This is a genomic window from uncultured Campylobacter sp., from assembly GCF_937921625.1.
Classification (GTDB): Bacteria; Campylobacterota; Campylobacteria; order Campylobacterales; family Campylobacteraceae; genus Campylobacter_B.
Genome location: NZ_CAKZTI010000013.1, coordinates 51,781 through 61,262 on the forward strand (window position 1 = coordinate 51,781; position 9,482 = coordinate 61,262).

Sequence of the window (9,482 nt, forward strand, 5' to 3'; positions counted from 1 at the left end):
CGCCAGGTTGCCTCATTCTCCCGCCGCGCTATATAGCGATCTATTATCGTCGCTCTGCGGCATCTTTGCTCCTTAATTTTTGGATTAGTTTATTGGATATTAGATTTTCTTTGTCTTGACTACTTATGTTGGCGTCGATATAGATCACCTTAGCGGGGTTGTTTTTGTGCGCTTCTAAAAACCGCAATACATTCTCTCGCCTTTTTTCTTCATTTGCCCATTTTACAAAAGATTCGGTATCTTTAAATGTAGCATTTTCGTCCAAACAGTGTTTAGAGTAAAAATTTATCGTATCGTCAAATCTTTTTATTTGTTCGGGATCTGGCGGCTTTGGTTTGTATTTTAAAAGACCTTCATGATATAAGCACTCGGTGCATAAATGCCTATATTTGTCGTTTTTGCGCAACCTAGCCTCGCCTTCTTCGTCTCTGCCTTTATTCATTTTATAGATATAGTTTTCTTTTTCTTTCGTATAGTATTTTACGTTATCGTAGCACTCTTCATACGCCTTCTTTAGCTCCTCTTTAGTAGGTTGCCCCGAAACGTTGTTGTCTAGTAGTAAATTTAGCATAGGTTCGTAGTTTGGCATATATTCCATATCTTTAAAATAGTTGCCGTTCTCGTCAAAATACCCCATACTAAATAGTATTTGTAGCATCTCGGTAAAGTTGCCAAAGGTAATATAATCAAAAGGCAATATCCAGCCTTTTGAGCCTTCGTTTTTCTGACCGTATTTTACTTCGTACTCTACAAATATATTATCTCCGTCTATAGTCAAGCTTTTTATCCTATCGTTTTGGGGCGCTTTTAAATATCTTTGAATTTTTTCTTTATTGCTAAATTTAACCCCGCTATCAAGTAAGAGCTTAACGGTCTTTGTAGAGTTGTTTTCTATGGCGTAGGCCAGGGGCGAGAGTTTGTAGTTATCTTTCGCATGAGCGTCCGCGCCCATATCTATAAGTCTTTTTGCTGTGGTTTCGTCGTCGTAAAAGCTAGCGTACATCAGCGGCGTTGTGCCTGCCTTCATCTTTACGTCGGCGCTAAGCCCGTTTCTTGTCATAAAATTTAAAATCTTATCCGTATCTTTTAGCCTCAGCAAATTTCTTAAAGCGTTAAGGGTGGCGTTGTTTTCCTCGTATTCGTCTATATCCCAGTATCTAAAACCAAAGTCGTCTATCTCCTCTTGCGTTACGTATTTAGCTAGCTCGGAGTTTGGGTCTATTTTAGTATCGGGAGTGACGGTAAAATGAGTAGGGCGAGATAGCTTTTCGTAAATAAAATTTACGAAAACGACGAAGAAAAGGGCGGTAAAGCCGAGTGCGAATTTTTTCAAATTTATCCCTTAAGTCAAATTTACAAAATCTTAGCCAAAACCAGGTAAAGAGGCGGTAAATTTGATGCAATATGAGCTGATAAATTTGGATATCGGGAGCAGGGCGCGGCGAGATCCGTCCGCATAAAATTTGAGCGGGTTAAATTTGAAAGTAAAATCGGACAAGTCAAATTTGAAACACCAAATTTACTCAAAGCCCCTGAAGCAAAACCGAGTAGAGCGCGTCTATCTCGTCATCATCAAGTAGCAGCGTAGAGCGCTCGCTAAAGAGCATTTTTATCTTTTCTACACTAAAGCCCTTTTGTGCAGCGCAGTGCTCGTGGGCAGGCAAGAAGCTCCTAGCTAGCGCAACTCTATCCTCCACGGGCTCGTCGCAGATAAAGCAAAAAAACTCATCGTGCAGCCTGCCCTCAGCCTCTAAAATGCGCACGTAGCTCTCGATGAGTAGGCGTTTGGGGGCGCCTCTGTCAAAGCGCGAGGCGCAAAGCTCAAGCTCGCGAAAGTACACCTCGTCTATCTGCTCGACGTCTCGCAGGTGTGCGTAGAGTAGGCGCATAAACTGCTGCCACACGAGCAGGCGCTCGCGCGAGAGTAGCCAGCGGTAGCCTAGGTGCAGGACGCTGCGCAGGTGCGGGAGGAAGTTTTCACCGCCTTCGAGTTCGAAGTCGATCTTGTAGCCTTGCAGGACGTTTGAGTGGCGCGCGCCGTAGAAGCGGTAGGATTTGACTAGTAGCGAGGGCGTGAGGATGTAGACGAGCAGGTCCTCGTCGCGCACCTTTTGCGTGTGCAGGATGTATCCTTGCATGGCTAGAAAAAGGTTTTGATTTGTTGGCGCAGGATGCCTGGCTCGGCGATGTGGTTTATCTCGTCGCGAAAGGCGCTTGCGCCGTCGATACCTTTGGAGTAGCGGTGTAGGTGCTTGCGAAATATCGCTGCTCCGTGCTCACCGTAGTGCTCGATCATCGCGTCAAAATGCGCCAAGATGATCGCCTTTTTCGTCGCCGCGTCGATACTCTCGCCCGTCTTTATCTCGTGGAAAACCCACGGTTTGCCGATGCAGGCGCGTCCTATCATTAGCGCATCTGCGTTGGTTAAATTTAGCGCCTGGGCGGCGTTTTCGGGTGAGATATCGCCGTTTGCGATGACGGGGATGGTTACCGCTTCTTTGGCTCGGCCGATCGCGGCGTAGTCTACCGCTGCCGTGTAGCCGCCCGCTCTCGTGCGTCCGTGAAATGCGATGTAGTCCGCTCCAGCGTCCTGCGCAGCGAGGGCTAAAATTTCAGGAATTTTCTCGTCAAAACCCAGGCGTAGTTTGACGCTGGTCATTTGCTTATTTGAGGTTTTTTTGATGGTTTCTACAATACGTTTCAGATTCGAGATATCTTTTAGCAGAGCCGAGCCTGCGGACTGTTTGACGACTTTTGGCACGGGGCAGCCGCAGTTTAGATCGATACCATCTATACCCTCGATACCGTTTAAAATTTCCACCGCCTTTTTGACGATGTCCGCGTCGCTGCCTGCGATTTGCACGATATATGGCGTTTCAAGCGGTGATTTTTTGAGCATCTCAAGCGTTTTACTACCCTCGTAAACTAGGGCGTTTGCGCTAATCATCTCGCTTACGGTCACGTCGCAGCTAAACTGCTTTACCACGCTTCTAAGCGGCAGGTCTGAAAAGCCCGCGAGCGGAGCTAGAAAAAGCGGCTTTTTTGAAAAATCTATCAGCAATGGGCGTGCTTGAAAAATAGATCGGTCGGGACGTTTTTGCCGTTTTGTCTGAGATATAGCAGGGTGCGGAAATTTTGATATTCGCCGGCTTCAAGGCCTGCTAAAACCTCCTGCGCGCGCTCGAGCATCTCAAACTCAAACAGCAGATAAACGTATGCCTCTTGCGCCTCTTGACGTTCGTTTTTGAGCCGCTCGAAGATGCCGATGATAGCGTCCGGAGCGATTTTGCTTTTTAGCGTCGCGGCGCTGATACTAAAGCTGTCTTTTGAAATTTTATCCGAATTTAACAGCTCCAAAATCTCGTCGTTGCTCAAATTTATCTCATCTTTGGCAAAGCGGGCGATAAGGGTCATGATCTCTTTTTCGTCCAGATCTGGAGCAAATTTTTTGATATCGGCGAGCGAGCCTAAATTTATTAGCTTTTTCCTTGCTTCGCGGACTATTTCGCCCTGATCGCCCATAGGTTTTTTAAGCGTTTCTAGATAGTATCCGTCCAAATTTGCTATTTTGTTTAGCTCGTTTTTGATAAAGAGCGGATTGTCCTTAGGTAGCTTAAATTTCTTTAGGTCGGCGACTTCGCCGTTTTTGACCGTGCGCATTATGTCTAAGGCGTTTTGTAGCTCCTCGCCCTCGATATTTGCGTCCTTGTATCTATCCCACGGCGAGAGGATTCTAGCTATCTGGGACGGGATTTTATAAAAGTTCGTTTTAAAGTCTTTGTTCGTATCAAGGCCGAGTAAAATTTCTTTGCCGAGCTCTCTGTAAAATTTCTCATCGTGCGAAATTTTGCGTTTAAAGGCGTAAAATTTAAACCCGTGATAGGCCATGTGAAGCACGCAAAATAGCGTCAAAATCGCAGGCGGCAGTATCATCCAGACGGCGACGGGTAAATTTAGCGCATACTCGGTGCCGCTGCCAAAGAGGGCAAATTTAAGATGAAGTTCGTAAGAGCCGGCCTCAAAAAGATAAACAATCGCGCCGACTACGACCAGGTAAAGCACGGCGCAAGCTATAAAACGTTTGATTTGCATGGCGTACCCCTATTTTGCGGTTTTTTCCACTATCTCACGGCAGGTGATGCAGTATTTTGCGTGCGGTTTGACGCGTAAACGCGCCAGCCCGATATCCTCCTCGCACATCTCGCAGATGCCGTAGGTTTTGTCGGCGATCTTTCGCAGCGAGACATCGATCTCGGCTAGTTCTTGTCTTTGTTGAGCGCTGATTGATTGCTCGATGAGCTGATCGGCGTTTACGGAGGCGATATCAAACTCGTCGCTAACGCCGCTTTGGCGTAGTCCTGCCATCTCGTTTGACGAGTCTAAAATATTTTTAGTTATCTGTGCTTTTCGCTCCAGTAAAAGTGCCTTGAACTGCTCCAGGTCGCTTTTGCGCATTTTTTTCCTTTATTTGTGATATGGGTGGTTCGCGTTTATGCAAAGAGCTCTGAAAATCTGCTCGTGAAGCATAAGTTTGGCGATCTTGTGCGCCATCGTCATGCGGCTGAGGCTAACGACGGCGTCGGTTTTTTGTTTAAAATTTTGACTGAGCCCGTAAGCTCCGCCGATAAAAAACGAAATTTGAGCCTTATCCGAGATGAGTTTAGCAAACTCCTCGCTGTTAAATTCGCGGCCCGCTTCGTCAAGTGCCACGCAAAAGCCGCTTAAATTTGGCTCATAAACCTCGTCGTAGGCTTTTAGCGCCTCATCTCGCCCCTTGCTTTGGGCTTTGGCGATCTTGTCGTTAAAGATAACAACGTCTGAAATTTTGGCGAATTTCGACGACATCTTCGCGTACTCTTTGATCTCGTTTTCAAAATTTTCACGTTTTGACTTTTGGATGCAAAACACGGAAATTTCCAAATTTATTCCTCGTCGTCCAAATTTTGAGCGCTAGGCTGCTTGGCGGCGTAGGCCGGGTTGTTTGAGAGCAGTCTTATCATATCGCTTAAAAACTGCTTATGCTCTTTACGCTCGACTATGGCGTCTATTAGACCGTGCTCTAGCAAAAACTCAGATCTTTGAAAGCCTTCGGGCAAATCGGCTCCGATGGTTTGTTTGATAACGCGCTGTCCGGCAAAGCCGATGAGAGCGCCCGGCTCTGCGATGATGATATCGCCCAGCCACGCGAAAGACGCGCTAACTCCGCCCATTGTAGGATCGGTTAGGACTGAGATATACGGCACCTTGGCCTCGTCAAGCAGCTTTAGAGCGGCGGATGTTTTTGACATCTGCATCAGCGAAAACGTACTCTCCTGCATCCTCGCTCCGCCCGAAGCCGAAACGATGATGAGAGGCTGTTTTTTATCGAGCGACCTTTTTACGGCGCGCACGATCTTTTCGCCCTCGACCGAGCCTAAAGAGCCGCCCATAAAGCTAAAATCAAAAACCGCCAGCTGTACGTTCATGCCGTCGATCTTGGCCTCGCCGCAGATCACGGCCGAGCTTCTGCCCGTCTTTTCCTCGTTTTCACTTATGCGTTTTTTATAGGATTTTTTATCGACGAATTTGATCGGATCGACGGGCTTTAGCTTGGTATCAAGCTCGACGAAACTGCCTTCGTCGCAGATCATCGCTATCCTCTTGTCGGCGGCTAATCTCATATGAAAACCGCACTTTGGACAGACGTTAAAATTTGCCTCGACCTCTTTGTAATACATTAGCGAGTGACAGCTGTCGCATTTGACCCAGTGCGCCGGAGCCTCGCTAGGAGCGGATTGTTGCTTTCTTGTTTTGGAAAAAATATCTAAAAAGCTCATGATTCCTACTTTTTAAAAAATTTAGGGATTATAGCCAAAGTTAGCTTATGTTTTGCTAGTCGGGTATTAAATTTATGCCGTGCGCTCTTGAGAATAGGCGGCTAGAATCGCCGAAATTTGCACTATCATTTTTATGTTTTCCGTGGAAATTTTAAATTTACGCGGAGGCGGTTTTAAGATTTGAAAGGTTAAACTTGAGAGATTTGACTGCGGTGTGTTTTAACTTTGCGATATAAATTTAAAGAGCTCAAATTTGCAGAAATTTAGACTATCTTGCTGTACAAATTTGAGCCTTTAAATTCGCGGCTTACCACTCGATGTAGGTTTTTGCCTTTTTTATATTCGCGATTTTTATTTTTAAAATTTGACCTTCGCTTTCAAACGATATTTCATCATCGTCTGCGGATAAAATTTTGCCTTTTAGTTTTTTGTTTTCGCCGTCTACTTCAGTTGAAATTTTAGCCAGTTCACCAACGCTTGATATAAAATGGCTCGGTTTTTCTAGCTTTCGCTCAAGTCCGGGCGAGCTAACCTCTAGCACGTAGTCTCCGCTAAGCGGCGGCTCGACGTCAAATATCGGCGAAAGCAAACGTGAAACCTTTTCGCAGTCGTCTAAATTTACGCCTCCGGGCTTTGCGATGTAGATCCTATAAATAGCTCTGCCGTTTTCGTTTGCGACCTCGACGTCATAGAGCTGCACGCCGCACTGTGAGATCAGATTTTCAAGATTTTGCATTTTTATTTAGATCCTCTGAAATTTTTTCAAACAAATCGTCCATGTGGTTTTGATACTCGAGCCTGTCGTCAAATTTAAAGTGAAAATTTGGCGCCCTATACCAGCCCTCAGCCGCCATACAGTGGTTTTGCAGGTGCTTTGATACGCGCTTTAGGCGGTCTAGTATATAGGCCTGCTCGCGCTCGTCAAACATCATCTTATCAAGGTATACGAACGCGTCATATCTGCCTTTTTTACACTCGACGTCGGTTACGCAAAGTCCGCGCAAAAGCTCATCCTCAAGCGTAGATAGAGCCTCGGGTAGTAGCTCCTTTAGTACGCTTTGCGTGCGCAGGCGCTTTATCTCCGAGGGGTTCATAGGCTGGCTTGCTCCTCTACTTCTTTAAAGCTCTCGATGTAGTCGCCCTCTCTGATGTCGTTGTAGCTGTCGATGCCCACGCCGCACTCAAAACCGCGCGCAACCTCTCTCACGTCGTCTTTGAAGCGTTTTAGCGAGCTTACGGTGCCCTCGTGTACGACCACGCCGTTTCTGATTAGGCGGATTTTCGCACCGCGGTTTATCGTTCCCTCGGTCACCATGCAGCCTGCGATCGCGCCTACTTTAGGGACGTTGATGACTTGGCGTACTTGTGCTTGGCCGAGCTGCTCCTCGTGGATGACAGGCGACATTAGACCGCTTAGGATCGCTTTGACGTCGTCGAGTAGGTTATAGATGACGTTATAGGTTTTGATCTCGACACCGCTTTCTTTGGCTTTTTCTTTCACTTCGCCCGTTGGTCTTATATTAAAGCCTAAAATCACCGAGTTTTCGCTCGCCCTGGCTAGCTCTACGTCACTTTGTGTGATGCCACCCACGCCCGAGTGGATGATATTTACTTTTATCTCGTCGTTGCGAAGCTTTTCTAGGCTCGCTTTGATAGCTTCCAGTGAGCCGCCCACATCGGCTTTGACGATAACAGGGAGCGATTTTAGCTCGCCCTCGGCGATCTTTTCGCTAAGCTCCTCTAAGCTTACTTTTGTTGTTTTGCTGAGCTCTTTTTGGCGCAAATATTCAGCCTTTTTCTGTGCGTATTCGCGGGCTTCTTTGTCGGTTTTGACGCTTATTAGCGTTTCACCGGCTTCAGGAATCTCGCTAAGGCCCATTATCACGCCGCACTCGCCAGGTTTTATCTCTTTTAAAATTTTACCTTGGTCATCGGTTATCGTTCTTATCTTGCCGTATGCGACGCCTGCGACCACGATATCGCCGACTCTTAGAGTGCCGTTTTCTACGATAACCGTAGCTACCGGACCGCGGCCCTTTTGCTGAGAGCTTTCTATTATGGCTGCTTTGGCGTTTGCTCTTGCGTTTGCTTTTAGTTCTAAAATTTCAGCCTGTAAGAGTACGATCTCAAGCAGATCGTCTATGCCCGTGCCCATCTTTGCAGAGATAGGTACAAACTCGTACGTGCCGCCCCAGTCGGTAGATAGGATATCTAGCTCGGCTAGCTCGCTTTTTACTTTGTCGGGGTTTGCGGCCTCTTTGTCCATCTTGTTTATCGCGATGATGATCGGCACGCCCGCGGCTTTTGCGTGGCTTACGGCTTCTTTGGTTTGTGGTTTCACGCCGTCGTCGGCTGCAACCACGATGATAACGATGTCGGTGATCTTAGCACCTCTTGCGCGCATAGCCGTGAAAGCTTCGTGGCCCGGAGTATCGATAAAGGTAATGTTTTTGCCGTTTTTATTTACCATGTAGGCGCCCACGTGCTGCGTGATGCCGCCCGCCTCGCCCGCTGCCACGCGTGAGTTTCTGATGTAGTCTAGTAGTGATGTTTTACCGTGATCGACGTGACCCATGATGGTGATAACGGGAGCTCGGACGGTCAAATTTGTATCGTCTAGCTGCTCCTCTTCTTCGTCGTAGGCTTTAACGTAGTCAAACGCTTCTTGCGTATCGACGATATTTACCTCTATGCCAAACTCATCAGCCAAAATCTCTATCGCATCCTCGTCTAGGAAGTCGTTTTTGGTCGTCATCATGCCGAGCATAAAGAGCTTGCCGATGACTTCGCTCGGTTGTTTGTTGATTTTGTCGGCAAATTCGTAAAGACGGATCTCTTTTGGTATCTCGACATAGGTTACCGCCTCGCCGTTATGGTTGGCTCGTTGCGATTTTTTATGTTTTTTACGAGGCCTGCGTGCAGTACCTTGCTCTAGAAATGAACTTACCGATGTATTTAGTACCGGCTTGTAGCTAGTATTTGTCGGTTGTTTGATTTTTTGAGGTTCCGGGGTTTGCGTTCGTACGGAAAAATCAGGCAATATAACCACGTCCTCATCGTCTATAACGATGTCGGCCATATCGCGGTCGCCGAGTAGATCCATCTTCGTAGCGCCGTCTTTTTTGGTTGCGATGACTGGCTTTTTCTCTTTTTTCTTTTTGCGCTCGATCTTTTCGTCGCTAAATTTAAACATACTTTCCAAATTTAACGCCGGCGCAGACTCTCTTCTCTCGCTTACCCTAGGCGCTGGCTGCTCGTCTTTTTTCTTTTTTACGATGACTAGGCCACGTCTTTTTTGTAGGCTAACGTCGGCTAGGCTTTCTTTTGGCTGAACTGGCTCGGTAGCCATAGGTTGGGCTTTTGGCTCCTCTTTGGGTGCTGCTTGGATTTTTGGCTCAGGCGCTTTTTCTGCAGGTTTTTGAGTGACTGTTTTTTGTTCTTTTTCGGATTTTTCGTCGTTTTTTGTTTCTATTTTTTCTTTTGGCAAAGGCTTTTCTTCTTTTGCGGAGCTTGGTTTTTTGGCCTCTTTTGGCTTGCTTTCTTTTTCCTCTTTGCCCTCTTTGGCTTCCGCTTTTTTTACGGTCGGTTTTTTCTTTTCCGGTTTTTTCTTGAGAGCTTCAATGGACTCGCCAACTTGATAAGCACGATATTATCGCTAACATCGAT

10 protein-coding genes are annotated in these 9,482 nt (G+C 46.7%); all 10 read right to left on the bottom strand.

What is annotated here, in order from left to right; translation table 11 throughout:
• Nucleotides 1-43 precede the first annotated feature (43 nt).
• On the bottom strand, nt 44-1,333 hold the full coding sequence (locus Q0101_RS01945) for an ankyrin repeat domain-containing protein (protein ID WP_297941773.1): 1,290 nt from the start codon (nt 1,331-1,333) through the stop codon (nt 44-46).
• A gap of 190 nt (nt 1,334-1,523) precedes the next feature.
• Nucleotides 1,524-2,138 carry a recombination protein RecO gene (recO, locus tag Q0101_RS01950; RefSeq protein ID WP_297941776.1) on the bottom strand — a complete coding sequence of 205 codons (615 nt, stop codon included), beginning with the start codon at nt 2,136-2,138 and terminating at the stop codon, nt 1,524-1,526.
• 2 nt (nt 2,139-2,140) lie between these two features.
• The gene (locus Q0101_RS01955) at nt 2,141-3,058 is read right to left on the bottom strand and encodes a tRNA-dihydrouridine synthase (protein ID WP_297941791.1); all 918 of its coding nucleotides are present in this window, start codon (nt 3,056-3,058) and stop codon (nt 2,141-2,143) included.
• A complete protein-coding gene (locus Q0101_RS01960; protein ID WP_297941779.1) occupies nt 3,055-4,092 on the bottom strand; it encodes a hypothetical protein in 1,038 nt (345 codons plus the stop codon). The genes Q0101_RS01955 and Q0101_RS01960 overlap by 4 nt, the downstream gene beginning before the upstream one ends.
• A 9-nt stretch (nt 4,093-4,101) precedes the next feature.
• Nucleotides 4,102-4,455 (bottom strand): RNA polymerase-binding protein DksA, encoded by a 354-nt coding sequence (gene dksA / locus Q0101_RS01965; protein WP_002952411.1) that lies wholly within the window; start codon nt 4,453-4,455, stop codon nt 4,102-4,104.
• A gap of 9 nt (nt 4,456-4,464) precedes the next feature.
• Nucleotides 4,465-4,920, bottom strand: coding sequence for a 23S rRNA (pseudouridine(1915)-N(3))-methyltransferase RlmH (locus Q0101_RS01970; RefSeq protein WP_297941783.1), 456 nt, complete (start codon nt 4,918-4,920; stop codon nt 4,465-4,467).
• Between the two features lie 2 nt (nt 4,921-4,922).
• Complete coding sequence (gene accD / locus Q0101_RS01975) at nt 4,923-5,816, bottom strand: acetyl-CoA carboxylase, carboxyltransferase subunit beta (protein WP_297941785.1); 894 nt, start codon at nt 5,814-5,816, stop codon at nt 4,923-4,925.
• Between the two features lie 307 nt (nt 5,817-6,123).
• On the bottom strand, nt 6,124-6,552 hold the full coding sequence (gene rimP / locus Q0101_RS01980; RefSeq protein WP_297941788.1) for a ribosome maturation factor RimP: 429 nt from the start codon (nt 6,550-6,552) through the stop codon (nt 6,124-6,126).
• Entirely contained in the window at nt 6,539-6,910 is a 372-nt protein-coding gene (rbfA, locus tag Q0101_RS01985) for a 30S ribosome-binding factor RbfA (protein ID WP_002943703.1), read from the bottom strand. Before rbfA ends, rimP begins: the two co-directional genes overlap by 14 nt.
• Nucleotides 6,907-9,438: a translation initiation factor IF-2 gene (infB, locus tag Q0101_RS01990; RefSeq protein ID WP_297941794.1), complete on the bottom strand. Its 2,532-nt coding sequence runs from the start codon at nt 9,436-9,438 to the stop codon at nt 6,907-6,909. The genes rbfA and infB overlap by 4 nt, the downstream gene beginning before the upstream one ends.
• Between the last annotated feature and the right edge of the window lie 44 nt (nt 9,439-9,482).